The organism is Deinococcus alpinitundrae (genome assembly GCF_009982895.1).
In the GTDB taxonomy this organism is placed as follows: Bacteria; Deinococcota; Deinococci; order Deinococcales; family Deinococcaceae; genus Deinococcus; species Deinococcus alpinitundrae.
In genome coordinates this window covers 1-24577 of record NZ_WXZL01000004.1, presented here as the reverse complement: position 1 = coordinate 24577, position 24577 = coordinate 1, and the positions used below count along the sequence as shown (strand labels likewise).

Annotated in this window: 27 protein-coding genes; 13 read left to right on the top strand and 14 right to left on the bottom strand. The window is 66.3% G+C overall.

Annotated elements, in window-relative coordinates:
• Positions 1–24: 24 nt before the first annotated feature.
• Complete coding sequence (gene ruvB / locus GUI70_RS04510; RefSeq protein WP_161881119.1) at positions 25–1029, bottom strand: Holliday junction branch migration DNA helicase RuvB; 1005 nt, start codon at positions 1027–1029, stop codon at positions 25–27.
• A gap of 78 nt (positions 1030–1107) precedes the next feature.
• Positions 1108–1524: a Fe-S cluster assembly sulfur transfer protein SufU gene (gene sufU, locus GUI70_RS04505; protein ID WP_161881118.1), complete on the bottom strand. Its 417-nt coding sequence runs from the start codon at positions 1522–1524 to the stop codon at positions 1108–1110.
• 46 nt (positions 1525–1570) lie between these two features.
• Here sufU and GUI70_RS04500 point away from each other — a divergent pair, with 46 nt between their 5' ends.
• The 3 genes from GUI70_RS04500 to GUI70_RS04490 all read left to right on the top strand — a co-directional run bounded on the left by GUI70_RS04500 (position 1571) and on the right by GUI70_RS04490 (position 4892).
• The gene (locus tag GUI70_RS04500) at positions 1571–2557 is read left to right on the top strand and encodes a carbohydrate kinase family protein (RefSeq protein ID WP_161881117.1); all 987 of its coding nucleotides are present in this window, start codon (positions 1571–1573) and stop codon (positions 2555–2557) included.
• A 35-nt stretch (positions 2558–2592) separates the two neighbouring features.
• Positions 2593–3543 (top strand): pseudouridine-5'-phosphate glycosidase, encoded by a 951-nt coding sequence (locus GUI70_RS04495; RefSeq protein ID WP_161881116.1) that lies wholly within the window; start codon positions 2593–2595, stop codon positions 3541–3543.
• Between the two features lie 203 nt (positions 3544–3746).
• Positions 3747–4892 (top strand): ABC transporter substrate-binding protein, encoded by a 1146-nt coding sequence (locus tag GUI70_RS04490; protein ID WP_161881115.1) that lies wholly within the window; start codon positions 3747–3749, stop codon positions 4890–4892.
• Between the two features lie 71 nt (positions 4893–4963).
• Here GUI70_RS04490 and GUI70_RS04485 read toward each other — a convergent pair whose 3' ends face one another.
• Positions 4964–5449, bottom strand: coding sequence for a hypothetical protein (locus tag GUI70_RS04485; RefSeq protein ID WP_161881114.1), 486 nt, complete (start codon positions 5447–5449; stop codon positions 4964–4966).
• 93 nt (positions 5450–5542) lie between these two features.
• On the opposite strand from GUI70_RS04485, the gene GUI70_RS04480 reads away from it, so the two are divergent.
• Together GUI70_RS04480 and GUI70_RS04475 are read left to right on the top strand one after the other, a co-directional pair.
• A complete protein-coding gene (locus GUI70_RS04480; RefSeq protein ID WP_237724696.1) occupies positions 5543–7318 on the top strand; it encodes an outer membrane protein assembly factor BamB family protein in 1776 nt (591 codons plus the stop codon).
• 63 nt (positions 7319–7381) lie between these two features.
• Positions 7382–7663: a DUF427 domain-containing protein gene (locus tag GUI70_RS04475; RefSeq protein WP_161881113.1), complete on the top strand. Its 282-nt coding sequence runs from the start codon at positions 7382–7384 to the stop codon at positions 7661–7663.
• Between the two features lie 59 nt (positions 7664–7722).
• On the opposite strand, the gene GUI70_RS04470 is transcribed toward GUI70_RS04475, so the two are convergent.
• The 3 genes from GUI70_RS04470 to hisF form a co-directional block, all read right to left on the bottom strand.
• Positions 7723–8685 carry a ribose-phosphate diphosphokinase gene (locus GUI70_RS04470; RefSeq protein WP_161881112.1) on the bottom strand — a complete coding sequence of 321 codons (963 nt, stop codon included), beginning with the start codon at positions 8683–8685 and terminating at the stop codon, positions 7723–7725.
• A gap of 171 nt (positions 8686–8856) precedes the next feature.
• A complete protein-coding gene (gene hisIE / locus GUI70_RS04465; RefSeq protein WP_161881111.1) occupies positions 8857–9534 on the bottom strand; it encodes a bifunctional phosphoribosyl-AMP cyclohydrolase/phosphoribosyl-ATP diphosphatase HisIE in 678 nt (225 codons plus the stop codon).
• Positions 9534–10349, bottom strand: a complete 816-nt coding sequence (gene hisF / locus GUI70_RS04460) for an imidazole glycerol phosphate synthase subunit HisF (RefSeq protein ID WP_161881110.1) — start codon at positions 10347–10349, stop codon at positions 9534–9536. Before hisF ends, hisIE begins: the two co-directional genes overlap by 1 nt.
• Before the next feature lie 253 nt (positions 10350–10602).
• On the opposite strand from hisF, the gene GUI70_RS04455 reads away from it, so the two are divergent.
• Positions 10603–11061, top strand: a complete 459-nt coding sequence (locus tag GUI70_RS04455) for a response regulator (RefSeq protein ID WP_161881109.1) — start codon at positions 10603–10605, stop codon at positions 11059–11061.
• A 35-nt stretch (positions 11062–11096) separates the two neighbouring features.
• Positions 11097–11915 carry a type III pantothenate kinase gene (locus GUI70_RS04450; protein WP_161881108.1) on the top strand — a complete coding sequence of 273 codons (819 nt, stop codon included), beginning with the start codon at positions 11097–11099 and terminating at the stop codon, positions 11913–11915.
• Between the two features lie 6 nt (positions 11916–11921).
• Here the strand turns inward: GUI70_RS04450 and GUI70_RS04445 are convergent, their stop codons facing one another.
• Positions 11922–13115: a TerD family protein gene (locus GUI70_RS04445; RefSeq protein WP_161881107.1), complete on the bottom strand. Its 1194-nt coding sequence runs from the start codon at positions 13113–13115 to the stop codon at positions 11922–11924.
• Between the two features lie 165 nt (positions 13116–13280).
• Between GUI70_RS04445 and dnaJ the strand changes: the two genes are divergently transcribed.
• Positions 13281–14390, top strand: a complete 1110-nt coding sequence (dnaJ, locus tag GUI70_RS04440; protein WP_161881342.1) for a molecular chaperone DnaJ — start codon at positions 13281–13283, stop codon at positions 14388–14390.
• Positions 14391–14471: 81 nt separating this feature from the next.
• Here the strand turns inward: dnaJ and GUI70_RS04435 are convergent, their stop codons facing one another.
• Together GUI70_RS04435 and pgm are read right to left on the bottom strand one after the other, a co-directional pair.
• The gene (locus GUI70_RS04435; protein WP_161881106.1) at positions 14472–14981 is read right to left on the bottom strand and encodes a hypothetical protein; all 510 of its coding nucleotides are present in this window, start codon (positions 14979–14981) and stop codon (positions 14472–14474) included.
• Positions 14978–16624 (bottom strand): phosphoglucomutase (alpha-D-glucose-1,6-bisphosphate-dependent), encoded by a 1647-nt coding sequence (gene pgm, locus GUI70_RS04430; protein ID WP_161881105.1) that lies wholly within the window; start codon positions 16622–16624, stop codon positions 14978–14980. The genes GUI70_RS04435 and pgm overlap by 4 nt, the downstream gene beginning before the upstream one ends.
• Positions 16625–16935: 311 nt before the next feature.
• On the opposite strand from pgm, the gene glpX reads away from it, so the two are divergent.
• The gene (gene glpX, locus GUI70_RS04425) at positions 16936–17925 is read left to right on the top strand and encodes a class II fructose-bisphosphatase (RefSeq protein ID WP_161881104.1); all 990 of its coding nucleotides are present in this window, start codon (positions 16936–16938) and stop codon (positions 17923–17925) included.
• A 24-nt stretch (positions 17926–17949) separates the two neighbouring features.
• On the opposite strand, the gene GUI70_RS04420 is transcribed toward glpX, so the two are convergent.
• From GUI70_RS04420 to GUI70_RS04410, 3 genes are read right to left on the bottom strand one after another with little or no spacing between them, the layout of a single operon-like run.
• Positions 17950–19257, bottom strand: coding sequence for an efflux permease Rv1217c-related protein (locus tag GUI70_RS04420; RefSeq protein ID WP_161881103.1), 1308 nt, complete (start codon positions 19255–19257; stop codon positions 17950–17952).
• A 21-nt stretch (positions 19258–19278) separates the two neighbouring features.
• On the bottom strand, positions 19279–19512 hold the full coding sequence (locus tag GUI70_RS04415) for a hypothetical protein (protein WP_161881102.1): 234 nt from the start codon (positions 19510–19512) through the stop codon (positions 19279–19281).
• Positions 19509–20432: an ABC transporter ATP-binding protein gene (locus GUI70_RS04410; RefSeq protein WP_161881101.1), complete on the bottom strand. Its 924-nt coding sequence runs from the start codon at positions 20430–20432 to the stop codon at positions 19509–19511. The genes GUI70_RS04415 and GUI70_RS04410 overlap by 4 nt, the downstream gene beginning before the upstream one ends.
• A 79-nt stretch (positions 20433–20511) precedes the next feature.
• On the opposite strand from GUI70_RS04410, the gene GUI70_RS04405 reads away from it, so the two are divergent.
• Together GUI70_RS04405 and GUI70_RS04400 are read left to right on the top strand one after the other, a co-directional pair.
• Positions 20512–21003 (top strand): GbsR/MarR family transcriptional regulator, encoded by a 492-nt coding sequence (locus GUI70_RS04405; RefSeq protein WP_161881100.1) that lies wholly within the window; start codon positions 20512–20514, stop codon positions 21001–21003.
• A 44-nt stretch (positions 21004–21047) separates the two neighbouring features.
• Complete coding sequence (locus GUI70_RS04400; RefSeq protein ID WP_202630401.1) at positions 21048–21314, top strand: glutaredoxin family protein; 267 nt, start codon at positions 21048–21050, stop codon at positions 21312–21314.
• 67 nt (positions 21315–21381) lie between these two features.
• On the opposite strand, the gene GUI70_RS04395 is transcribed toward GUI70_RS04400, so the two are convergent.
• Together GUI70_RS04395 and GUI70_RS04390 are read right to left on the bottom strand one after the other, a co-directional pair.
• A complete protein-coding gene (locus GUI70_RS04395) occupies positions 21382–21900 on the bottom strand; it encodes a pyridoxamine 5'-phosphate oxidase family protein (RefSeq protein WP_161881099.1) in 519 nt (172 codons plus the stop codon).
• An 81-nt stretch (positions 21901–21981) separates the two neighbouring features.
• Complete coding sequence (locus tag GUI70_RS04390) at positions 21982–23244, bottom strand: MFS transporter (RefSeq protein WP_161881098.1); 1263 nt, start codon at positions 23242–23244, stop codon at positions 21982–21984.
• A 10-nt stretch (positions 23245–23254) separates the two neighbouring features.
• Between GUI70_RS04390 and GUI70_RS04385 the strand changes: the two genes are divergently transcribed.
• Positions 23255–23860 carry a P-loop NTPase family protein gene (locus GUI70_RS04385; protein WP_237724695.1) on the top strand — a complete coding sequence of 202 codons (606 nt, stop codon included), beginning with the start codon at positions 23255–23257 and terminating at the stop codon, positions 23858–23860.
• 3 nt (positions 23861–23863) lie between these two features.
• Entirely contained in the window at positions 23864–24484 is a 621-nt protein-coding gene (locus GUI70_RS04380; protein WP_161881097.1) for a GNAT family N-acetyltransferase, read from the top strand.
• Positions 24485–24577: the final 93 nt, after the last annotated feature.

Below are 24577 nucleotides of genomic sequence, written 5' to 3'. Positions count from 1 at the left end.
AGGCGGCCGTTTTCGTTGATAGCTTCAGTTGATAAACAGCGGCAGATCGTCGTCCGGGTGACCCGCGACGGGCAGGCCGAGGTGCTGGTAAGCGTGGGCGGTCGCGACCCGGCCTCTGGGCGTGCGCTTGATGAATCCGAGCTGAATCAGGTACGGCTCGTACACGTCTTCCAGGGTCAGACCGTCCTCGCTAATGGCGGTGGCGAGGGTGTCTACCCCCACCGGGCCGCCCGCGAAGCGGTGAATCAGGGTCTCCAGGTACTTCTTGTCGCGGTCGTCCAGGCCTGCCGCATCAAGGCCCAGCTTGTCGAGGGCGCTGAAGGTGCGCTCCAGGCCAATGACCTTCTCGCCCGCCACCTCGGCGTAGTCGCGTACCCGTCGCAGCAGCCGCTTGGCAATGCGCATGGTGCCGCGTGAGCGCGCCCCGACTTCCAGGGCCGCTTCCTCTTCGAGCCCGAAGCCCAGTAGCCGGGCGTCGCGCAGCAGGTTGAGGGCGAGTTCCTGCGGCGTGTAGTACTCCAGATGCTCGATGATCCCAAAGCGGCTGCGCATCGGCGCGCTGATCAGGCCGGGGCGGGTGGTCGCACCGACCAGGGTAAAGCGCGGCAGCGGCAGCTCGATGGTGCGCGCCGCCGGTCCCTGGCCCAGCACGATGTCGAGCTTGAAATCCTCCATCGCTGGATAGAGGTGCTCCTCGGCGACCCGGCCCAGCCGGTGAATCTCGTCGATAAACAGCACGTCGCCTTCTTCCAGGCTGTTGGTCAGAATGGCCGCCAGATCTCCGGGCTTCTCGATGGCCGGGCCGGAGGTGACCCGGACATTGACGCCGAGTTCATGGGCGATGATGTGCGCCAGGGTGGTTTTGCCCAGGCCCGGCGGCCCGAACAGCAGGGTGTGGTCGAGCGCCTCGCGGCGGCCACGGGCGGCCTGCAGGTACACGCCCAGCTTGTCTTTGAGCTTGACCTGTCCCACGTATTCGGCCAGGGTCTTGGGCCGCAGGGCGGCGTCGGTGTTCTCGGGCTGCGACATACTGCTCAGTGTAGCTCAATTCTGCTATTTACGGAATAGCAAGCCGGGGTGTAGTTCTGAGCGTGCCGGCTTTGGCCTTCAAGTGGCGTCGCCCAGCGCCTGCGCCAGTGCGTCCCAGGCCAGCAGGGCGCAGCGGCGGCGGGCCAGCAGCTTGCTGACGCCCGAAAGCGCCGCCAGTTCGCCCAGCGTCTCGGCGGGCGGCTCGCCCTGCACCATCGCCCGGAACTGGGCGGCCACCTCCGCCGCCTGAGGGCGGGTCAGGCCGCCGAGCCGCTCGGTCATCAAGCTGGCGCTGGCCTGCGAGATGGCGCAGCCTTTGCCCTCGAAGCTCAGGCGCAGTCGCTCGCTCTCCAGACGAACCCAGACCGTGATCTGATCGCCGCAGCCGGGATTCTGGCGCTCGGCGTGAGGCGCGTCCGGCAGCGTGCCGACATTGCGCGGGCGCTGCTGGTGCGAGGCGATGATCTCGCGGGCGAGGGCGTCGGGCAGCTTCATGCCTGTATTGTGCGGCGGTGAGTCCAAGCAGAGTGGAAGACAGGTGATGAAGTCCGGGCCGGTGGTGGTGGCGGGTGGTCTCAACACCGATATTCTCAGCCGCCTGCCCGCGCCGCTGCAACTCGGCACCAGCAACCCCGCCCACACGACCTTCTCGCCCGGCGGGGTGGGCCGCAATCTGGCGCAGAATCTGGCGCAGCTCGGCGTGCCGACCCGGTTGCTGGGGGTGGTGGGCGACGACGCCTTCGGCCACAGCCTGCTGAGCTTCACCGCCGCCAGCGGGGTGGACATGTCGGGGGTGCTGCGCAGAGACGGCCCCAGCGGCAGCTACCTGGCGGTCCTGACCGAGCAGGGCGAACTCCACGCCGGGTTGAGCAGCATGGCCCTGACCGCTGGCCTGACCGACGCCGACGCGCAGCACTGGGCCAGTGCCCTGGGCAGCGCCAGCGCCCTGATCGTGGACGCCAACCTGCCGCCCGAGGTGGTGGCCCGGCTGCTGGACGAAGCGGCCCAGCGCGGCGTGCCCAGCGTGCTGGAGCCGGTCAGCGCGCCCAAAGCCGGGCGGCTGCGAGAGCTGCTCTCGCCCGCGCGCCCGCTGTGGCTGCTCAGTCCCGACCGGGCCGAACTCGCCGCACTGACCGGGCTGGACCTGATCGACGCGGAAGAAGGCGCCCTCCTGGACGCCGCCCGGCAACTGCGGCAGCGCGGGGCTGAATACGTGCTGATCACCCTCGGCCAGCGCGGCAGCTGGCTGGTGGGGGAGGGGCCGCCGATCGCCACGCCCGCCTACGAGGCGCAGGTGCAGGATGTGACCGGGGCGGGCGACGCCCTGCTGGCCGGGCTGATCGCCGCTTGCTGGCACGGCCAGGCGTGGCCCGAAGCTTTGAAGCAGGCCCACCTCTGTGCCGCGCTGACCATCGAAGCGCCGGGCGCGGTGCGGCCTGGTCTGTCGCCCGCCCTGCTGCTGGCCGAGCGGGGTCGGGCGGTGCTGGTGCCTGCCCTGCGGTCCCAGACCACTGACACAGACCCCTGAACCATTTGCCCCGCAAACCCGTTACCCTGATCGGCATGCCTCATCCCCTGCTCGATTTCGCGCCCGAAGTGGCCCAGGCCATTCAAGACCGCCGCCCGCTGGTGGCGCTGGAAAGCACCATCATCAGTCACGGCATGCCGTACCCGCAGAACGTGGAAACCGCCCGCGAGGTCGAGAGCCTGATTCGCCTCTCCGGAGCCGTGCCCGCCACCATCGCCGTGATCGCCGGGCGGCTCAAGGCGGGCCTGAGCGACGACGAACTCGAAATCCTCGGCACCGACAAGGCCGTGCAGAAGATCAGCGTGCGTGATCTGCCCATGACAGTGGCGATGGGCGGTCACGGCGCCACCACTGTGGCCACCACCATGCGGGTGGCCGCACTCGCGGGTATTCGGGTGTTCGCCACCGGGGGCACTGGGGGCGTTCACCGGGGAGCCGGGCAGACCTTCGACATCAGCGCCGACCTGATGGAACTGGCCCGCACGCCGGTGGCGGTCGTCAGCGCCGGGGTCAAGAGCATTCTCGACATCGGCCTGACGCTGGAGTACCTGGAAACCCAGGGCGTGCCGGTGATCGGGTTTGGCGCCGGCGGGTTCCCGGCCTTTTACAGCCGTGAGTCGGGCTTCGGTGCGCCGCTGATGGTCGAAGACGCTTCCGGGGTGGCCCGCGCTCTGTTTGCCCAGTGGTCGCTGACCTTGCCGGGCCGCACGGGGGGCGGAGTCTTGATCGCCAACCCGATTCCGGCGGAGGCCGAGATCAGCCGCGCCGAGATCGACCCGGTGATCGAGCAGGCGCTCTCGGATATGGCCGAGCGGGGCATCAAGGGCAAGGACACCACCCCTTACCTGCTGGGCCGCATCGTGGAGATCACCGGGGGCCGCAGCCTCACAGCCAATATTGCCCTGGTCAGGAACAACGCGGTGGTGGCTGCCCAGATTGCCGCCGAACTGCAAGCAATCGAAACGGCCAGCGGTCAGGGCGACTGAGCCGCGTCCGCCACACTGCGCCGCCTTCGGCTTATTGTGCAACAAAAAATTTCCGTCCAGCACGGCGTCGAGCAGCGTGACCTGGGCATTTGACAGCGTGCGGCGCGCGTGCCACCATGACTCACCCACATCGTTCAATGTCGCCGTTTTTCAGGTCAGTGTTGCTGAAATCGGCGGGTGAGTTCTTCCTCTGGAGGTTCCTTATGAATCAGCGACTTCGCTCCCGTACCCTCGCGCTCCTCGGCTTTTCACTGCTCGGCGCGGCCCTGGCCGACAAGGTGGTCAGTATCGGCTACAGTGGCCCACTCTCCGGCGGCGCGGCTTTCTACGGCAAGGACGTACAGTCAGGCCTGGATATGGCCATCGGCGAGATCAACAAGGCGGGCGGCATCACGGTCAAGGGCGAGAAGGTCACCTTCAAGCTGGCGGCGCTCGATGACAAGTACCTGCCCAACGAGACCGGCACCAACGTCAAGCGGCTGACCTCGCAGGGCATCAACGTGATTGTCGTGCCGCACGCCGGGGGCATTCAGGTGGCGCAGGCCCTCAACACCCGCGACCCCAATTTCTTGCTGGTGGCCTACTCCTCCGAACCCAAGATCCTGGAAGCCAACAACCCGCTCACCTTCATGCTGCCGCCGCGCTACGACGTGTACGTCACGCCGTTCGTCAAAAAAGAGATGGCCGCTTTCGGCAAGAAGCTCGGCATGGTCGGCACGACCTCGGCCTACGGCAAAGCCTGGGGCGACGTGGTGTCGGCAGAGTGGAAGAAGCAGGGCGGCACCATCGGCACCAACAACGGCGTCGATTACGGCACCACCGTGGACTACTCCAGCGCCGTCACCAAGGCTCTTTCCGAGAAGCCTGACGTGCTGTTTATCGGCGGGCCGTCACAGCCCACTGCGCTGGTCATCAAGGCGGCCCGCGAACAGGGCTTCAAGGGCGGCTTCATCGTCATGGATCAGGCCAAGTTCGAGCAGATGGGCAGCATCGTCCCCACCTCGTATCTCAACGGCTCGGTCGGTGTGATGCCGGTGGCCGAATTCCCTGGCACCCAGGTCTTCAGCGCCCAGTACCAGCGCCTCTACAAGAAGATTCCCACCAGCGAGGCGGCCCTCAACTACATGGGCATGAACGTGGTCGCCAAGGCGATGGAACTGGCTGGAACCACTGACGATCCGGCGGCGATCCGCGCCAAGCTGGGCCAGGCCGCCACCTCACTGCCGCGCAACAAGACCGTCTACAGCCTCAAGAGCGTCACGGCCCAGGGCCACATGGACGCCGACGTTCTGGCAGGCTTCATTCAGGACGGCAAGTACACCAAGCTGCGCCTGAGCAGCCTCAAGTAACCTTCAAACCAAATCGAGCGGGCCGCCCAGAGTATTGGGCGGCCCGCTTTCCTTGCTCTTTTTTGCTCTGCTTACTGCAAGCGCTTCATGATGTCTTGCAGGCTCTGCGAGTCGGCCCAGTCCATTCCGGCCTGCGCGTAGGTCATAGCGCTGTCGCGGTCGCCGCGTTGCAGGGCGATGTAGGCCAGCTTGGCGGCGCTCAGCGAGGCCCACTGCTTTTCGGTGTCGTTCAGGTCGTCGAGGTTCGACCAAGCGTTGTAGGCGTTGATCCACCACTGGGTCTTGGTGTAGAGCTGCGCGAGGTAAGCGCCGTAAGCGCGGTCGGTGCTCATGGTCGAGGCGGTGTAGGCCTGATCGACCGCCGCTTTCCAGAGGGTGCGGTCGTAGAAGGCGGCGGGGTAGGCCACGTCAGCCTGCACGGCCAGTTCGCTGGCGCGGGTAAAGTGATCGGCGGCGCTCATAGGGGTCGTGCTGTCCATCGCGGGGTCAGCGGGTGTATCTTGCGCGGCGGCTAGGCCAGCCAGGGCAAAAGCGGTCAAGATGAGAATCTTTTTCATATCAATGCCCATCTTAAGACGCTAGTGTGCGGGCGTCTACGATTTACCATACCCAGATCAACTGCTTTAAGAGAATGTAAAGGAGAATCCATTTTGACGCCGACCCGTTTTGTGCTTCGTGCGCTGCTTTTCCCGTCTTTGCTGATCGTTGCTGCGCTCTCTACTGCCCAGGCCGCCGCGCCTGCCCTGAGCTGGTCGAAGAATGTCAAGGCTCTCAGCGCGCTGAGCGTGGCCGACAACGGCGACGTGGTGCTGATCGGCTCGGATGCCAAGCTCCACCGTTTCGACAGCAGCGGCAAGGAAGTCTGGGCCTTCGCGCTCGGCGACATTGGCCGCGCCGCGCCGGTCATCACGCCACAGAATGTGACGCTGGCGGTGGCCTACGACGACACCCTGTACGCCATTGACGCCAAAGGCCAGAAGCTGTGGAGCGTACGCCTCGACGGCGACCTCTATGCCTCGCCCACCCTGCGCGCCGACGGCAGCATCATTGTCGCCAGCAGCGGCGGCACGGTGTACGCCCTGAATGCCCAGGGCGGGCAGCTGTGGAAGTACAAGGTCGGCGCACCGGTCTTCAGCTCGCCGGTCGTCACGCCGGACGGCAGCGTCGTGTTCGGCACCCAGGGCAATCAGGTGGTGGCCCTAACGGCGGACGGTCAGTTGAGCTGGCGCTTCCGGACCGGCGGCACGGTGTTCAGCAGTCCGGCCCTCGACGCGGTGGGCAATCTGTACTTCGGCTCCGGTGACAAGAAAATTTATAGCCTGACTCCCGGCGGCGAGCTCAGGTGGTCACGGGCCACCGCCTCGTTCGTGAACGCCAGCCCGATTGTCACCTCACAGAATCTGGTGGTGGTGGGCAGCTACGACGGCAACGTCTACGCCCTGAGCACCGAGGGCAAGGACGCCTGGGTGTATCCGGCGGGCGCGGCGGTGGCGGCCCCAGCCGCCGAACTCGCGGGCGGCACGCTCCTGGTGGGCGACATGGGCGGTAAGCTGCACGCCATCGGCGGGGGGGGGCAGGCGCTGTGGACCCTCAAGGTGGGCGAGCGGATGGACACCAGCGTGAACGCCAGCCCCGCCGGGACCCTCTACTTTGCCGCCGCCAGCGGTCAGCTCAGCGCCGTGTCAGGCTTTGCACCGCTGGCCGACGGTCCCTGGACCTCCTACCGCAGCGTCGCGTCCGGCGCGGGCCGTCGCCTGAGCGACACCGAGGCTGCCAGCCTGACGACCCTCAAGCGCCCCGCTGCCCTCAAGGCGCTGGCCCTGGCTGCCCAGCCGCCAGTCACCCAGCCGCCGGTGGTGGCCCAGGCTCCTGCCGCCCAGCCGGTCAAGCCGCCTGCGGTTCCAACCGCTCCAGCGTCACAGCCGCCCGTCGCCCAGACACCCGTCACCAAACCACCGGTTGCCCAAGCACCGACCCAGCCTGCGGCGGCTCCAGTCCCCCCGGCCGCTGTCAAGCCGCCCGTTCCCGCGCCGGACCCTGCCGCGCTGGCCCAGACGGCAGGCGCGAGGGCCAGGGCCGACCATGGCCAGATCGTGGTGCCGCTGCCGGAAGTACTGGGGGCGCTGGGGGCCAGCGTCACGCTGCAGACGCCGCGCAGCGTGACGGTTCAGCGCGGCAAGGACATCAGCACCCTGCCCCTGCGCTTTCTGGGTGCCGGTACCCAGCGTGGTCCCTGGCTGGCGCTGGCCGATCTGGAGCGCCTCCAGGTCGGGGGTGTGGCGGGCGTCAATACCTACTCCGGCGGGGTCTACAGCCTGCAACTCGGCACGGCGGCGGCGCTCAGCTTCAAGCTCGATCTGCCGGGTCTGCTGCCGATCCGGCCCGTCAAGGAGTTTCCCGACGTGATCGAGCGGCCCGGCAAATAAGGATCTGTCCAACCGTCAGCTTCCCGACACACCCGGCCGCCCAAGCCTTCTAGACTCGGACCCATGAAAGCCATTTGGAACAATCAGGTGATTGCCGAGAGTGACGACACGGTGGTCGTGGAAGGCAACCACTACTTTCCGCGCAGTAGTGTCAGGAGCGAGTACCTGACCGACAGCCAGACCCATTCGGTGTGTCCCTGGAAAGGCACAGCCAGCTACCACACCCTGACGGTGGACGGCAAGAGCAACCCCGACGCCGCCTGGTACTACCCGCAGCCCAAGGACGCCGCCAAGGAGATCACCGACCGTCTGGCGTTCTGGAAGGGTGTGGAAGTCAAGGCCTGAAGCGGTAACAAAGACGTGAGCGGCCACCCGTCGAGGTGGCCGCTCATGTCTTTTCTTGTTTACTCGAACAGGGTGCTGACGCTCTCGCCGGTGTGGATGTTGCTGATGGCGTTGGCAAACAGCGGGGCCACGTTGAGCAGCGCCAGTTTGCCGTTCGCCCGCGCGATCTTGTCCTCCGAGACATGCACGGTGTTAGTGCTGGCGACCTCCACGGCGTCGAGGCCCGCGATGCGCTCGATGGCCGGGCCGCTGTAGACGCCGTGTGAGACGGCCACGTACACTTCCTTCGCGCCCATGTTCTTGGAGAAGTTGACGGCCTCGACCAGTGAACCGGCGGTGGCGATCTCGTCGTCCACGATAAAGACCGTCTTGCCCGCCACGTCACCGATCAAAGCGCGCGGATCGACGGCAGTGTCGGAGACGCGCTGCTTGTCGATAAAGGCCAGGCCCGAGTCGAGGCGGCGGGCAATCGCCGAGGCCCGTTTGATGCTGCCCGCGTCGGGGGCCAGCACCACGCCCTCGTGGGCATTGGGGACCCGCGATTTGAGGTGTTCGCTGATCACCACGTCCGCCGAGAGGTGATCGACCGGCACCTTGAAAAAGCCGTGAACCTGCGGCGAGTGCAGGGTCATGGTCAGCACCCGGTCGGCTCCGGCTTCCTGAATCAGGTCGGCCATTAGCCGTCCGGCGATGCTGATACGCGGCGCATCCTTCTTGTCACTGCGGGCGTAGCTGTAATACGGAATCACGGCGGTGACGCGCCCGGCAGACGCGCTCTTGGCGGCGTCGAGCATCAGGAAGAGTTCCAGAATCGAGTCGCTGACCGGGTTCGCGAAACTCTGCACGATGAACACGTCGCCCTCGCGCAGCGAATCCTCGAAGTGGACGATGATGTTCTCGTTGGTGAACTTCTCGGTTTTGCTGTGGCCCAGCGGAATGCCCAGATTGTCGCAGATGGCCTGCGCGAGAGGGCGGTTACTCTGGCCGGAAAAGACCATCAAAGGCCCACGGTTGATTGGCATGAAAGAAGTCTCCTCCGGGAAATGGAATACCGGGCGAAAGGGCCGAAGCGGGCGGTGGGAGGCGTGCTGCATTATTGTAAACGGACTGCGCCGCCATACGTGGGAAACCGTGCAGCCCTTGACTTGCCGTTCCCCGGCGGGTGACAGCAGGCCAGCAGCGGCAGGCGATGTTCAGCCGATTTCCTTGGGACCCTTGAGGCCACTGCGGCCCTCGCGGCCCTGCAATACGCTCGCCACGTCGCCGGGCGTCACGCCGACCTCGGCCAGCGCGAAGAGGGTGTGAAACAGCAGATCGGCCACCTCGGTGGCGAGCTCGGCCTTGTCGCCGTTCTTGGCGGCCAGCAGCACCTCCCCGGCCTCCTCACTGATCTTCTTGAGCACCCGGTCGAGGCCGCCTGCGTGCAGCCGCGCCACGTAGCTCTGTTCCGGCAGCGTGATCAGCCGCTCCTGGATGGTGGCGTAGACCCGCTCCAGCGTGCCGTCCAGGCCGCCCGAGGTGTCAGGCGTGTCGCCCGTTTCGTCCAACAGGGGCCTGTGAAAGCAGCTGTATTCGCCGGTGTGGCAGGCCGGACCCGTCTGACGCACCCGGTAGAGCACGCTGTCACCGTCGCAGTCGAGCGAGACGCTCTCGATGTGCTGGAGGTGGCCGCTGGTCAGTCCCTTGATCCACTGCTCACCGCGTGAGCGAGAGAAGTAGGTGCCCTGCCGGGTCGTCAACGCGTGTTCGAGGGCCGCTCGGTCGGCATAGGCCTGCATCAGCACCGCGCCGGTCCGGGCGTCTTGCACCACCACCGGCACCAGCCCGTCGGGGCCGAACTTCACGGCGTCGAGATTCAGGGTCCCGGCCATCACGCTGCCCCCCCGCGCTGTCCTTCGAAATCGTGCCACTCGGGGCGCACCGGTACGTCCTGGGTCTGCAAGTACGCCTTGATCTGCGGCACGCTCAGCTCACCGAAATGAAACACGCTGGCGGCCAGCGCAGCGTCGGCCTGTCCGCCCGCCGCGCCGCCCCGCAGGACGTCGCGGAAGTCTTCGAGCTTGCCCGCGCCGCCCGAGGCGATGACCGGCAGGTCGACCGCCTGCGCCACCGCGCGGGTGGCTGCCAGATCGAAGCCCGCGCGGGTGCCGTCGGCGTCCATCACGTTCAAGCAGATCTCGCCCGCACCCAGCCGCTGGCCTTCCTCGGCCCAGTGCAGCAGGTCGAGGCCAGTATCGACGCGCCCGCCGCCCACGTAGACGTTCCAGCCGGAGCCGTCCGGGCGGCGCTTGGCATCGATGCTCAGCATCACGCACTGCGCGCCGTGGTGGTCGCTGGCCTCGCGGATGAGCTGCGGCGTGCGCACGGCGGCACTGTTGACGCTGATCTTGTCGGCCCCGGCCAGCAGCAACTGCCGGAATTCGCCCAAGTTGCTGACGCCGCCGCCCACCGTCAGCGGCATCATGACCTGCTCGGCCACGCGGGCGGCCACGTCCAGCATCAGTCGGCGGCCCTCATGGCTGGCAGTGATGTCGTAGAACACCAGTTCGTCGGCCTGCTGGGCCTCGTAGCGCTGGGCCAGCACCAGCGGATCGCCCGCGTCGCGGTGGTTCTCGAAAAACCGGACGTTCTTGACCACCCGGCCATTCTGAACGTCCAGGCAGGGAATGATGCGTTTGGCAAGCATCTCTAGAGTTTAGAGTGCGGCGGCCCCAGATGGCCTGTGCGCGGCGCTCCGTCTAGGCCGCTGTCAGGGGTCCGGCTCACCGTCTGCGCACCGCCTGCTTGCCGCCCTGCCGGAGGTCCAGCCGCTTGCGCCAGGTCTTCTGAGCGGCGGACCGTGACTTCCCGGCACATCTCCATCATAAAGGTCCGCTAAACTTAAGAGCAGGTAAAGATTGGTGAGAAGTCGGGGCAGCTCAGCCGGGTGGAGGAAGACGATGCAGGCGCGCGGGCGAATACTACTGGTAGACGACAATCCCAACGATCTGGAACTGGCACTGATCGCTTTCGAAAAGGCCGGGCGCTCGCCGGAAGTGATCGTGGCGCGCAGCGGTCAGGAAGCCATGCGGCTGCTGGGTCAGGTGAGCGGCGAGCAGTTGCCGGACGTGGTGCTGCTCGATCTCAACATGCCGCAGATGGACGGTCTGGCGGTCCTGGAGGCCATCCGGGAGCAGCCGAGGCTGGCCGGGCTGCCGGTGGTCATCCTCTCGACCAGCCGCGAGGAGCGCGACATCCGCGCCTGCTACGCGCGCGGCGCGAGCGCCTACGTGGTCAAGCCGGTCGAGTTCGAGCAGTTCCTGAACACCCTCAGCGCCACCTCCGAGTTCTGGACCCGCCTCAACGAGCATCCGCGCCGCGAGGGCAGGCGCAGCGCCGAGCCGTCCGGCGGCCAGTAACCCGTCAGCCGCTCCAGCGGCTCTAGACTGCCCGCATGTCCTCCCCGCTTCAGACGGCCCGCTTTCCGCTGCTGGTCATCGACATCGGCAACACCAGCACGGTGCTGGGTCTGGCCGACGAGACCCTGACCCTGACCCGGACCTGGCGGGTGCGCACCAACCGCGAACTGCTGCCCGACGATCTGGCGCTGCAACTCGGCGGGCTGTTTGATCTGGGTGCTCCGTTGGGTCCAAGTCCAAGTGTTCAGTCCTGGCCGCGCAGCGCGGTGCTGAGCAGCGTGGCTCCGCCGGTGGGCGAGAACTATCTGCTGGCCCTGCGTCAGCACTTCGGCATCGAGCCGTTCGAGGTCAACACCGCCAATTTGCCGGACGTGACCGTGGAACTCGATCAGCCGGGCAACCTGGGCGCAGACCGGCTGTGCAACCTCTTCGGGGCCGAGCGCTACCTCGGCGCGCACGAGTACGCCGTCGTCGTGGATTTCGGCACCAGCACCAATTTCGACGTGATCGGCAGGGGCAGGCGTTTCGTCGGCGGGGTGCTGGCGACCGGCGCGCAGGTGTCGGCGGACGCGCTGTTTTCCCGCGCGGCCAAGCTGCCGCGTATCAATCTGCAAGCGCCGGCGAGCACCATCGGCAAGAACACGGTACACGCCCTGCAATCGGGTCTGGTCTTCGGTTACGCCGAGATGGTGGACGGCCTGCTGCGCCGCATCCGCGCCGAGTTGCCCTCAAGTGCCGTGACGGTGGCGACCGGCGGCTTTGCCCGCACCGTCGAGGGCATCTGCACCGAGATCGAGCACTACGACGACACCCTGACCCTGCGCGGGTTGGTCGAGCTGTGGGCCAGCCGCTGAGACCTGCTACCCGCCTTTTTCCCGCGCTTCCCGCAGTTCCTGCTGCGCCCGCTTGATGCTGCCGCGTGCGGTCATGCCCGGTGCGCTGAGGCCCAGGGCCGTCATCTGCCAGCCGCCAGATTGACGCCCGCTGTCTGAGCGGCTCAGGCGGGCCATCAGCATACCGGTGGTGGCTTCTCCGCCGCTGAGATCGAAACGGGCGAGTTCGTGGCCCGACCCAATGATAAACAGGCGGCAAAAAGCCCGCTTCACGTCGCTGAACTTGTGGCCCGAAAACGAGTTGACCACGAACACCAGATGAACCGCCCGCTCCGGCACGGCGCTCAGATCGACCTCGATCACCTCGTCGTCGCCCTCGCCCTCACCGGTCAGGTTGTCGCCGGAGTGCTTGACCGAGTTGTTGCTGCTGTTCAGGCGCATAAAAAACACCGTTTCCAGGTGCTTGAACTGAGCATCAAATAGCAGGCACCCGGCGTCCAGATCGATGTTCCTGTCGCTGGCCGCGTCCCAGCCCAGGCCCAGGCTGACGCGGCCGAGTTCGGGCGCGCCGTCTTCCTTGCACAGCGACACCCGCTCGCCTTTTTCCAGGCTCAGTGACTTGCTCAGGCTGACCACCTTGACCAAGTTGAGGCGGTCCGGGCTGGGCTGGGCGAGCGCGGCGACGGCGCGAGTGGAGGCAGGCGCGGGCGTCTCCTCCACCTCGCCGCCGAACAGCGCGATCAGGTCGGCCAGTCCGCCCGCGAACCCCTCCCCGATGGCGGCGACGCGCCACTCGCCCCGGTAGCGGTAAAATTCCAGCAGCATGGCGGCCTTCTCGTTCTGGAGTGTGGGTAGTGGCTCGAACACCAGTCCTGCGACCTCGGCCCGCAGATGGCCGGCCCGCTTGAGCGGCCACTCGTCGTGGCTGGCGGTCAGCATCAGGCGCTCGACGCTGCCGGTATCGGGGCCGATGCCAGTGGCGCTGCCGAGCCGGGTCAGGTCAATGCTGAAGTGCGCCTCGAACTCGCTGAAGCGCCCCGTGACGCCGCCGCTGGGCAGCGCTGGACTGTTGTAAAAGACGATGCTTTCGTCTCCGGCCATCAGGCGCTCGCCGCTGAGCGCGAAGAGGCTCAGGTCCAGGCCCGGCAGGTCGTGTTGCACGTGCAGCTCAAACCGGGTCTGGGTCAGGGGACGCTTCTCACCGGGGCGCAGATCGCTCATAGGGTCAGTGTAGAGAGTTGCATGCGAAAGGGACGACTTCCCCAAACAAGTCACCTTTCTTGAGTGCCCCCGTGTTAGGATTATGGGCAACGCGGCGGCCCTGTCCGGACCCGGCCCCGCAAATTTTGTGTTTGTCTGGAATGCTGTCAACGAGGTGCTATGAACGTGGATTATTACGAACTGCTGGAGGTTACGCGCACCGCCAGCGGCGATGAGATCAAGAGTTCCTACCGCAAGCTGGCCCTGAAGTTTCACCCGGATCGCAACAAGGAACCGGGGGCCGCCGAGCAGTTTGCCAGAATCAACGAGGCCTATGCGGTGCTGAGTGACGCCGACAAGCGCGCCCACTACGACCGCTTCGGCAGCGCGCCGAGCGCTTCGGGGATGCCCGGCGGCGATCCGTTCGGCGGCGCGGGCTTCGACCCCATGGACATCTTCGAGCAGCTCTTCGGCGGCGCGGTGGGTGGGCGCGGCGGACGGCGCGGCCCGGCACGCGGCGACGACATCGAGACCGAGATCACCGTGACGCTGGAGCAGGCCCGTGTAGGCGCGGAAGTGCCGGTGCAGGTGGACCGCCTCAGCGAGTGCGAGCACTGCCACGGCCAGAAGTCCGAACCCGGCGGCAAGCCGCCCAAGACCTGTCCCACCTGCAAGGGAGCCGGACAGGTGCAGGCCCAGGCGCGCACCATTTTCGGCAACATCATGACCCAGCAGCCCTGCCCGACCTGCCGGGGCGAGGGGCAGCTCATTGAGGAACCCTGCAAGGTCTGCCGGGGACGCGGGCGCACCCTCAAGTCCGAGACGGTGAAGGTGGCCTTGCCCAAGGGGATCGACGAGGGCTACCGCATCCGGGTGGCGGGCATGGGCCACGAGGGACCCGGCGGCGCGGGCGACCTCTACGTGCATATCGAGATGGCCAAGCACGCGGAACTCCAGCGCGAGGCCGAGCATCTGATTTTCCCGGCCAAAATCAGCTTTCCCAAGGCAGCGCTGGGCGGCCAGATCAGCGTGCCGACCCTCGACGGCCCCCAGACGGTGGACGTGAAACCCGGCACTCAGCACGGCGAACTGTACAGGCTGCGCGGCCAGGGCATGCCCCGGTTGCAGGGCAGCGGCACGGGTGATCTGGTGGTCGTCTACGAGGTGGTGGTGCCCAAGACTTTTACCCCCGAGGCGAGGGAAGCGCTGGCCGCTTACGCCCGCGCCACCGGCGAGGACGTCTCAGAGCAGCACGGCTTCTTCGACAAGATCGGTAAGATTTTCCGGGGCGACTGAAGTTCAGTCACTGGCCCGAGAACGCCGAGCGCCCGCCTTCCGAACAGGGGAGGGCGGTGGGCGCTTCGAGTCGGCACGGATTCAGATTGAGGTGAACTCAGCGGAACTCAACTCTGCTGAAGTGGACTTTGGTACGGCCACTGCTCCACCTTCCGCATCGATCCGCAGCAGCGGCGATCCCAGGGGCACGGCCAGAACCAGGGTGCCCAGGTAAGCCTGCAAGTGCTGTGGCAGCGTGTCCACCATCAGCGGTTTGACTGGCAGGGCCGCCAGACGGTACAGGCCCGCTTCGCCTGGCACGGCGTCGTACACGAAAGCCCCGCGCTGCTGCGGCCCGGCCAGATGCGCGTCGAAGCCGCCCGCCGGAGCGTTGACCGGCTCGCTTTCCGGCCGGGTGTCGATGAAGACGTGCAGCGCTTCGAGTAGTTCCTCGCTGGCGAGCGCCGCCGATGGCACGGTGTCGTCACCGGCTGCCAGAAACTGGGCGACGTGCCCGGCTTCGTCGCGGGCGAACCAGTCGAACTCCACGTCCCGGATTTCCTCGCGCGTGATGACGGTGTGCGGCTCGGCTTGGGCCGCCGTGTCCGTCATTTCCCAGCTCCCAGGGCGGCGTTGACCACCTGCTCGGCCTCGCGCATGACTTCTTCGAGGTGCGCTTCACCCTTCCAGCTCTCGGCGTAGATCTTGTAGATGTCCTCGGTGCCGCTGGGCCGCGCCGCGAACCAGGCCGAATCAGTCGTGACTTTCAGACCGCCAATCGGCTCGTCGTTGCCAGGAGCGCGGGTCAGCTTGGCGGTGATCGGGTCACCCGCCAGTGCCGTGGCCGTGACCTGCTCAGGGCTGAGATTGGAGAGCACCTTCTTGGCCTCGCTGCTGGCCGGAGCGTCCGCGCGGTTGTAGGCGCTGGTGCCGAACTTCTCGCTCAGGTCAGTGAAGTGCTGGCTGGGCGTCTTGCCGGTCTTCGCGGTGATCTCGGCGGCCAGCAAGCCCATGATCAGGCCGTCCTTGTCGGTGCTCCAGGGCTTGCCGTCCATCTTCAGGAAGCTCGCGCCCGCCGATTCCTCGCCGCCGAAGCCCAGCGTGCCGGTCAGCAGGCCTTCCACGAAGTACTTGAAGCCCACCGGCACTTCCACCAAGGTGCGCCCCAGGTCGGCGGCCACCTTGTCGATCAAGCTGCTCGACACCAGCGTCTTGCCCACGCCCGCCGACGTGGGCCAGCCGGGGCGGTTGGCGAACAGGTAATGAATGGCGACGGCCAGGTAGTGGTTCGGGTTCATCAGGCCGTCGGGCGTCACGATGCCGTGCCGGTCGGCGTCGGGGTCGTTGCCGATGGCCACGTCGAAGTCGTCCTTGAGGGCCAGCAGGCTCGCCATCGCGTAGGGGCTGGAGCAGTCCATCCGGATCTTGCCGTCCTTGTCGACGGTCATGAAGGCGAACATCGGGTCGACTTTGCGATTGACGATGGTCAGCTTGAGATTCCAGCGCTCCTTGATGGCTTCCCAGACCGGTAGGCTGCTGCCGCCCAGTGGATCAACGCCGATGTTGACTCCGGCCTCACGGATGGCGTCCAGATCGACGATGCCGGGCAGCTCCTCCACGTAAGGCGTGATGAAGTCGAACTCTTTGCCCTGTTGCAGGGCCTCTGCGTAGCTGACTTTCTTGACGCTTTTGTTGCCTTCTCGCAGCAGTTCGTTGGCGCGGTTTTGCACCGCCCTGGTGATGTCGGTGTCGGCGGGGCCGCCACTGGGCGGGTTGTACTTGAAGCCGCCGTCTTGCGGGGGGTTGTGGCTGGGCGTGATGACGATGCCGTCGGATTGAGCAATGTGGTGCTCCTTGCCCCGGTTGTAGTCTAGGATGGCCCGGCTGATCAGCGGCGTGGGGGTGTAAGCCCCGCCCTGGCTGCGGCGCACGTCCACCCCGTTGGCGACCAGCACCCGCAGCGCCGAGGCCAGCGCCGGTTCGCTGAGGGCGTGGGTGTCGGCCCCGATGAACAGCGGGCCGTGAATGCCTGCCGAAGCGCGGTACTCGGCCACCGCCTGCGAGATGGCAAAGATATGGCTCTCGGTAAACGAGCCGCCCAGGCTGCTGCCCCGGTGGCCGCTGGTGCCGAAGCTGACGTGCTGGGCCGGGTCGCTCATGTCGGGCGTGACCTCGTAATAGCGGGTCAGCAGCAGCGGAATATTCGTCAGAATCGCTTCGGGGGCCAGCTTGCCCGCCAGTTCAGAAATCGCCATGTGGTGCCTCCGTACCCCAGTTTAACGGCCATGGCCCGGATTCGGGTTTCGGAGAGTCTTCAGGCGGCTCCCTCTCCTCGCCGCTGTCAGCTTGCCCCCAGAGCTTCCCGGCGGGGTTTGTTAGTCTGAACAGATGCGTGAGTTCTGGGACTACTGGTGGCGGCTGTTCAAGCTGATCGCGGGCTCGGTGGCCATTCCCCTGGTGCTGTACCTGCTGCTGCTGTGGGCTGGGGTCTTCAAGTAACGGGCCGAGCGGGTTTGGAAGCGCTCCCATTAATTAGCCGTCTAAGCATTGTGTTAAGCTGGCGGACATGACCCTCACCCGCCGGAAATCGGATCTGGAACACGCCCTGGTGCTGGAAACGGCCCGCGTCACCGAGGCCGCTGCGCTGGCCGCCAGCCGCTTTGTCGGTATGGGCGACAAGCACGCTGTGGACGAAGCGGGCACCCAGGCCATGCGCGACGTGCTGAATGAAATGGACATTCAGGGCGAGGTCGTGATCGGCGAGGGCGAGATGGACGAGGCCCCCATGCTCTACATCGGCGAAAAGCTTGGGCGCGGTCAGTACTCGGTCGATATCGCCGTCGATCCGGTGGAGGGCACCGAGGTCACGGCCAACGGACTCCCCAACGGCCTGGCAGTCATCGCGCTCAGCGAGAAGGGCGGGCTGATGAAGGCCCCCGACTGCTACATGGAAAAGCTGGTGGTGCCGCCGCCCGCCGCCGGACGGGTGCATCTCGACTGGCCGGTGGAGGCCAACATCGCCGCGCTGGCCCAGGCCCTCAGCCGCAAGTCCAGCGATCTGCTGATCAGTATCCTGGACCGCGAGCGCCACCAAGAGCTGATCGGGCGGGTGCGGCGGGCCGGAGCCAGGGTCAACCTGATCACCAGCGGCGACGTGATTTCCAGTCTTGCCGTGGGTGTGCGCGGCACCGGCATTCACGCGCTGATGGGGCTGGGTGGCGCGCCGGAAGGGGTCATCACGGCGGCGGCCATGAAGTGCCTGGGTGCGGAAATCCAGGGCCGATTGATCGCCGAGAACGACGAGCAGCGTGAGCGCTTCAAGTTGATGGGCGTTGAGGAGGGCCGGGTCTACAAAACCGAGGAACTCGCGCCGGGCCGTCAGATCGTCTTTTCCGGCACCGGCATCACCCACGGCGAACTGCTCAGCGGCGTGCGGCGCTTCGGCGGCGGAGCGCGCACCCACACCCTGGTGATGGGCTACGCCACCCGCGTGGTGCGCTTTATCGACTCGGTGCATCTGGAAGACGACGGCGCGCGGGTGACGGTGCGGGTGTAAGCCCCGCAACAACAGCGCTCCCGATCATTCTCTCAGGTCGCGTTGCCGCAGACCGGCGAAAGCGGCCCCGATGAACGCGGCGGCCAGTGCCAGTTCGGTCCAGAGTGCCGCGCCCGGTTGTTCGCCCAGCAGCAGTTTGGGAATGTGGGCAAACGGCGAGAGGGTGAGCGCCGCGCCGAAAACGTGCAGGTCGCCGAGCATCTCGGCCAGCGCCGTCAGGCCCAGCAGTCCCCAGCTCAGCCCGGCGAGGCGCGGCCACCAGCCGAACAGGGCCAGCGCCGCTGCACCCAGCAGCCACACGGCGGGGAGGTAGGCGAGTGCCGCCAGCCACAGCCGCCGCGTGTGCATCCAGGGGCCGCCGCCGGTCAGGCCCGCCGCCAGCGCGAAAGCGCTGAGGGCCAACGCGGGGCTGAGCAGCGTCAGTGCCAGGTGGGGAGCGAGCCAGCGCTGCCGCGTGACGGGCAGGCCCAGCAGCGTTTCGGCGAGGCCGCTGACCTCCTCGTGGCGGGGGCGCAGTGCCAGTTGCAGGGCCAGCGCCGCTGGAACCAGGCCGCCGAAAATGACCAGCGAGAGTGTCAGCAGAGTGTCGGTGGAGGAGGGCAGCGGGCCTGCGCCCCGAGCAGCGAAGACCTGCCCCAACGGAAGCTGCCCGGCCGCGCTCACCGCCACACCGCCCAGCAAGGCGCCGAGCAAACCCAGCGCCACTGTCCAGAACCAGATCACCCCGCGCTGGGTGCGCCAGGCCAGCGCCCAAAGTCCACTCAGTCCTGCCGAAGGCTGTGCTGGGGCAAGTCGGGCAGGCAGCAGGCCTGCGCCCAGATCGCGCCGCCGATTTAGCCCCACTGCCAGGGCCATTAAAACGGCACTGAGCAAAACGAACGTGAGCAGCACGCTCCAGCGTTCGTCTGCAAATGGCCTCAGGGCGTGGCCCCAGGTCAGCGGCGAGAGCCAGCCCAGCGCTGCTGCCCCAACATTGCCCAGTACCCTCAGCGCAAAGGCCAGGCCCAATAGCCCGCCGCCGAGCAAATTGATGGTGCGGGCATTCGGGAACACCTGCGAAAGCAGCGCGCCCGCGCCCGCAAAGACCAGACCGTTGCCTGCCACGCCGGGGCTGAGGGCCAGTGCCCCGCCCACCTCCAGGCCCTGCGACACCTGGGCCGTGAACAGTAGGAGCGCCAGGAGCGCATTGACGCCCAGAACCAGCAGCAGCGCCGCCGTCAGCGGCACCGAGCGCGCCACTGCCCCGGAAAGCAGCAGCTCGCTGCGCCCGTCCTCCTCCTCATCCCTGGTGTGGCGCGTGACCAGCAGCAGGCTCAGCAGACCCGCCAGCACGCCCAGGGTGCCGCCCAGTTTTCACTCGGCCAGGCCTGCCAGCGTCGGGGTCCAGACCTGTCCGTAGAGCGCCACCTCGGCGGGCGAGCGGTTGATCTGCGCGGCCAGGGCGGCCAGCGCTTCGGGCGCGGAATACAGCTTGCGGGTGCTCATCAGGTTGGCGACCATGACCAGCGGAAAGGACAGCAACCACAGCGGCAGGGCCAGTCGTTCGCGGCGCAGGATCAGTTTCAGCAGCACCCCCAAGCCGTTCATGCCGGACGCTCCCCGCGCTGGGGCTGGTCGGTCTGGTAGTGCCGCAAGAACAGCGCTTCCAGGGTGGGCGGCTGGGCCGTCAGCGCCCGCAGGCCCAGCGGCGTCAGCGCCGAGAGCAGCGGCCCCACCTGCTCGCCCTCCACCTGGCAGGTCAGCGTCAGGCCGTCGAGCTTGAGGTCGCTCACGCCGCCGAGCTGGGCCAGATCGTGAATGAGCGTCTCGGGCGCATGGGTCAGCTCGGCGTGAACAGCCGTGCGGGTCAGGTGGCGCAACTCGGCCAGCGTACCGGTTTCCACCGTGCGGCCCGCCCGGATGATGCTGAGGCGGTCACACAACGCCTCCACCTCAGCCAGAATGTGGCTCGACAGCAAGACGGTGCGCCCGGAGCGCTGCTCCTCCTGGATGCAGCGCTGAAATTCAGCTTCCATCAATGGATCAAGTCCCGCCGTGGGCTCGTCGAGCAGCAGTAACTCGGTGTCGCTGGCGAGGGCGGCGATCAACGCGACTTTCTGGCGGTTGCCCTTGGAATAACTGCGCCCGTATTTGCGTGGATCAAGCTCGAAGCGCTCCAGCAAGGCTTTGCGTTTGTTGCTGGCGAGGCCGCCGTGCAGTTTGCCGAGCAGATTGATGGTTTCGCCGCCGGTCAGGTTCGGCCACAGCGTCACGTCACCGGGAACGTAGGCGAGGCGGCGGTGCAGGGCCACCGCGTTCGTCCAGGGATCGCCGCCCAGCAGCCTGACTTGGCCCCGGTCTGCCTGCAGGAAGCCCAGCAGCACCCGCAGTGTGGTGGTTTTGCCTGCGCCGTTCGGCCCCGGAAAGCCGTGAAGCTCGCCGTGCTCCACCCGCAGATTAAGGCCCGCCAGCGCGGAAACGCGGTCAAACGACTTGTGCAGGTCCGACACTTCAATCGCGGCGTCCATCTCCAGACTCTACACTTTTTTCACAACTTTGTGAAACTTATAAATACCCAGCCTGTGGAGCCGCTATACTGCCGTGCAGATGCCGGATCAAGCTGAGCTGCCGCCCGCTGCCGTCGCCCGTTTCGTGGAGCGCTTCGCACTGATTTTCAGTGAGGCAGGCGTGCCCAGAATGCCTGCCCGGATTTTTGTCGGACTGCTGGTCTCACCGCAGGGACAACTCACGGCCGCCGAACTCAGCGAGCAACTCAAGGTCAGCCCGGCGGCCATTTCGGGCGCGGTGCGTTACCTGACGCAGGTCGGCCTGGTCGTCCGTGAGCGTGAACCAGGCCAGCGACGCGACCATTACCGGGTGCAGAATGATCTGTGGTATGAGCCGATGACCAACCGCGAGGAGCAGTTGACGCGCTGGATCGACGCGCTCAGTGAGGGGATCGCCGCGCTGGGCGAGGAATCGTCGGCGGGCCAGCGCCTCGAAGAAACGCGGCAGTTCTTCGAATTCATGCGCGCCGAACTGCCTCAGCTTTTAATCAAGTGGCGGGCCTACCAGCAGCAGACACCGCCCTCTTTGTAAGCGCTGTCCTTACATGCTGGCCCGTGAGCCTTTACAGTCAGGTCATGACCACTTCCTCCACTCCGATCACCATGTACACGACCAGCTGGTGCCCCGATTGCAAGGCCGCCAAGCGTGCGCTCGACAGCAAGGGCTTGGCCTACACTGAGATCAACATCGAGGAAGTCGAGGACGCCGCCGAAGCCGTGATGCGCGTCAACGGTGGCAAGCGCAGTGTGCCCACCCTGGTCTACGGCGATACGGCCGCCAGCCTCAGCGGCTTCTCCATCGTCAAGATGAACGCATTTTTGAGTCAGGCGGGCCTGGCCTAAGCCGCCCCCGATCAACGAAAAAGCCCCGGCCAGTGCGAGCGGGGCTTTTTCGTTGACTGTTAGGGGATTACAGCTTGACGCTGTCGCTGTCACCGTGGTTGGGCTGGCTGCCCGTGACGGCGGCCTTGGCCATCTGAAACAGGCCCTGCAATTTGCCGTCGCTCTCCCAGTAGTGCGCGCCCTTGGCCTCCACCTTGATCAGCTGGATGTTGGGGTCGGTCTTGCCCTGCGGGAAGTAGGCCTTGTAAAAATCGCTCCACAGTTCGTCGAGTTTGGCGGCGTCCTCGATCAGTTCGGCGTCGCCGTACAGGCTCACGTAGCCCTTGCCCGACTCGGAGTACGACAGATTGACCTGCGCCTTCTTGGCGAGGCTATGTACCAGATCGGATTCCTTGCTGCCGATAAACCACACGTCGCCGTCGAATTCCTGCTCCTGGGTGGTCATCGGCTGCGAGTGCAGGTGGCCCGCTTCGGTCGTAAAGGTCATCATGGCGAATTTGATGCCCTTGATGAGTTTGGCGATGGTCTGAACGCCTTCCTCGCGGCTCGGCTGATTGTGGCCCTGATCGTTTTGTGAAGTGGTCATGGACCGATTCTGACCTCTGCGCCGACGCCGACTTTGCAAGTTAGCCCACCGGATAAAGGTCTGCTTCAGGCCGCGTTCAGACTACGTAACGGCTTTGGCACCGGCGGGCCTTACGGTTTCCGGCACGTTGCGGACCAGCAGCACACCCAGCACGAAGCAGGCGGCGGCGATGCCGAACACCAGTGAGTAGCCCAGATTTCCGCCCTGGTGGTTGCCCCAGTCGAGCAGCGCGCCCTGCGGCGTCTCGATGAGCTGCGGCCCCACGAAGGCCACGTGCCAGATGCCCATGTCGCGGGCGTAGCTGCTGCTGCTCGGCATGGCGTCGCTGCCCAGCGCCCAGTCCACACTCGAAAAGGCCCCGAAGCCCAGCCCGAAAACAAGTGCGATGCCCACTGCCACGTAAAAATTCGGCGCGAACAGCAGTGCGATTGCCATGACCGCCATGACGGTGCCTGCCAGGTAAATCACCGGCTTGCGCCCGATCCGGTCCGAGACCCGCCCACCGATCAGCGCCGTGACGATGGACGCGGCAATAATCGCCATCAGCAGAATACTGGTGGCAGTGCCGGGGTTGGCCTGCTTGAGTACGTCGCCCGCGTAGAACTGCAAGAACGGCTGCACGCTGTACTGGCCCAGCGCAAACAGCCCCCGCGTGACGAAGACCCACAGAAACGGTTGATGGGCGAACAACTGGGCAATACTGGGCCGCTGGGCACGTGCTTCCGGGTTGGGCTTGAGCTGGGTTTCCGGCACGCCGCGCAGGGTGATGACGGCGCTGATCAACAGCACGGCGGCGATCAGGACGTAACTCAGGGCGTCCGGCAACTTCAGCAGCCCGATGACGAGTGCCCCCACGCCGCCGAGCAGTTGCCCGCCCGCCTGGAGCATGCCCATGACGCCGCTGTAGCGCCCGCGCTGCTCGGTGGGCACCAGTTCCGGCACCAGGGCGCTGTAAGGGGCGGTGGCATAGTTGTTGCCGAACTGCACCAGCAAGAATCCGGTGACGTAGACCCAGAAGCCGGTCAGGCCGCCCAGGGCCGCCGCCGCGTAGCCCATGACAGCCAGGCCCACCAGATTGACCACCACGCCCAGCCGGATGAGTGGCAGCCGTTTGCCGATGCGGTCGGAATAATTGCCGACGATGGGCGGCAAGACTAGCGCCACAATCGCCCCGATGCCGCCGAGCAGGCCCAGGTACTTGCCCTTGTCGGCGTCGCCCACGAAGTGCACCACCTCGGCGGGCATCAGGATCAGCAGCAGCAACAGCCACATGAAGGCCGTACCGAACCAGAACGCCGAGAGGGTCCAGGGACTCGGCAGCCTCGGACTTGAGGGAAGGGTCATGGAAAGTAGTATGCCGCGCCGCTGCCAGCGCTACGTCATTCAGCGGATGCTGGGCACGGTGGTCGGGCGGCAGGCTGAGCCCATGCCCTCTTCCATGCCCCGGCGCACCCTGATCATCGGCACCACTGGCAGCGGTAAAACGACCCTGGCCCGCCGTCTGGCCGAAGGCTGGCAGCTTCCCTATGCCGAGCAAGATGCCTGGAACCACCTCCCCGGCTGGCAGGAAGCGCCGCAGGAGGCGTTCCGGGCGCAGGTCGACGCCTTTACCGCTGGCCCCGCCTGGGTGATGGACGGCAACTACACCAAAGCGCATGACCTCGGCCTGGCGCGGGCCGACACCCTGATCTGGCTCGACTACCCGGCGGGCGTGGTGTTCTGGCAACTGCTCAGGCGTACCTTGCGGCGCATGTCCAGCCGCGAGGAACTCTGGAACGGCAACCGCGAAGAGTGGCGCACCTTTCTGAGCCGCAACAATATTCTGCTGTGGTTTTTCAAGACCCACTGGCAGCGCCGCCGAACCACGCCCACGCTGCTCGCTCAGTATCCGCACCTGCACGTCGTCCGGCTCCGGAGTCCCCGTGAGCGCGAGGTGTGGCTGCGGGCACTCTACTCTTGAGTGATGGCCCTCTTCCCGATCATGACTGGCGAGACTTCAAGCGGAGCGCCCTTTGTGCTGTCGCGTCTGCGCCGCCAGGACCTGCCGCAGATCGTCGAGGCGTTTCACAACCTGGAACTGACCACCTATCTGCGCGGCTTCGGCTTCAGCGCCAGTGAGGCCGAGCAGGCCGAATGGCTCGAAGCCAATCTCAAAGGCACGCCCCAGCAGGTCATGTTCGGCATCTACGACGCCGCCGAGACCCTGATCGGCAGCGTGGCCCTGCGCGACATCGACCACCGCGTCGGCACCGCCGAACTGGGCATCGCCCTCTACGACCCGGCCCACTGGGGCCAGGGCTACGGCCCGGCGGCCACCCGGCTGATCTGCCAGTACGGGGCCTTTCACCTGGGCCTCTACAACATCATGCTCAAGGTGTTCGCCTTCAACGAGCGGGCGATTCGGGCGTACCGGAAGGTGGGCTTCCAGGAGATTGGGCGGCGCAGCGGTGCGGTGCGGTTGGGGCAGGAGCGCTTCGACGAGGTGTATATGGAGCTGCTGACAGAGGGACTGGACGTGAGCGGGTTGCGGGGGCAACTGCGGCAACTCGCTCAGAATCTGTCGGTGCAAGCTGAGGGCTATTGATCTCGGCTGAAGTTCACGATGGGAGGTAGCTGTGCAGGAGGCGATCAGGGAGGCGCACATATCGGACGCGCTGCCACCCGACCTTCAGGCGTG